Source organism: Streptomyces lushanensis, from assembly GCF_001700515.1.
Taxonomy (GTDB): domain Bacteria; phylum Actinomycetota; class Actinomycetes; order Streptomycetales; family Streptomycetaceae; genus Streptomyces; species Streptomyces lushanensis.
Window position 1 is genome coordinate 1 of record NZ_MAUD01000271.1, and the last position, 1,186, is coordinate 1,186.

The following is a 1,186-nucleotide window of genomic DNA, read 5'->3' on the forward strand; positions in this document are numbered from 1 at the left end:
GCTGACAACGGCCCCGGACCGTCCTGCGGTCCGGGGCCGTTGTCAGCCGGTGCGGGGTGGGTCAGAGGCCCGCGGCCTCGCGCAGGGCGTCCACGCGGTCCGTGGTCTCCCAGGTGAACTCGGGGAGCTCGCGGCCGAAGTGGCCGTACGCCGCGGTCTGGGCGTAGATCGGGCGGAGCAGGTCGAGGTCGCGGATGATCGCGGCCGGGCGGAGGTCGAAGACCTGGCCGATGGCCTGCTCGATCTTCTCGGTGTCGACCGTGGCGGTGCCGAAGGTCTCCACGAAGAGACCGACCGGCTCGGCCTTGCCGATCGCGTACGCGACCTGGACCTCGCAGCGGGAGGCGAGGCCCGCGGCGACGACGTTCTTGGCGACCCAGCGCATGGCGTACGCGGCGGAGCGGTCGACCTTCGACGGGTCCTTGCCGGAGAAGGCGCCGCCGCCGTGCCGGGCCATGCCGCCGTACGTGTCGATGATGATCTTGCGGCCGGTCAGACCGGCGTCGCCCATCGGGCCGCCGATCTCGAAGCGTCCGGTCGGGTTGACCAGCAGACGGTAGCCCTCGGTCTCCAGCTTGATGCCGTCGTCGACCAGCTCCTGGAGGACGTGCTCGACGACGAATTCACGCACGTCGGGAGCGAGCAGCGAGTCCAGGTCGATGTCCGAGGCGTGCTGCGAGGAGACGACGACCGTGTCGAGGCGGACGGCCTTGTCGCCGTCGTACTCGATGGTGACCTGGGTCTTGCCGTCGGGGCGCAGGTACGGGATGGTCCCGTTCTTGCGGACCTCGGACAGGCGGCGGGAGAGCCGGTGCGCGAGGTGGATCGGGAGCGGCATCAGCTCGGGCGTCTCGTCGCAGGCGTAGCCGAACATCAGGCCCTGGTCGCCCGCGCCCTGCTTGTCCAGCTCGTCCTCGTCACCCTCGACACGCTTCTCGTACGCGGTGTCGACACCCTGGGCGATGTCCGGCGACTGCGCGCCGATGGACACCGACACGCCGCAGGAGGCGCCGTCGAAGCCCTTCTTCGAGGAGTCGTAGCCGATCTCCAGGATCTTGTCCCGCACGAGCTGCGCGATCGGCGCGTAGGCCTTGGTCGTGACCTCGCCGGCCACATGGACCTGACCTGTGGTGATCAAGGTCTCCACGGCGACGCGGGAGGACGGGTCCTCCCGCGTCGCCGTGGA

Annotated in this window: 1 protein-coding gene; it reads right to left on the minus strand. The window is 70.2% G+C overall.

The annotated features are described in order from the left end of the window. Positions 1-61 precede the first annotated feature (61 nt). On the minus strand, positions 62-1,186 hold a 1,125-nt coding region (gene metK, locus BFF77_RS21610), incomplete at its 5' end, for a methionine adenosyltransferase (protein WP_066952444.1).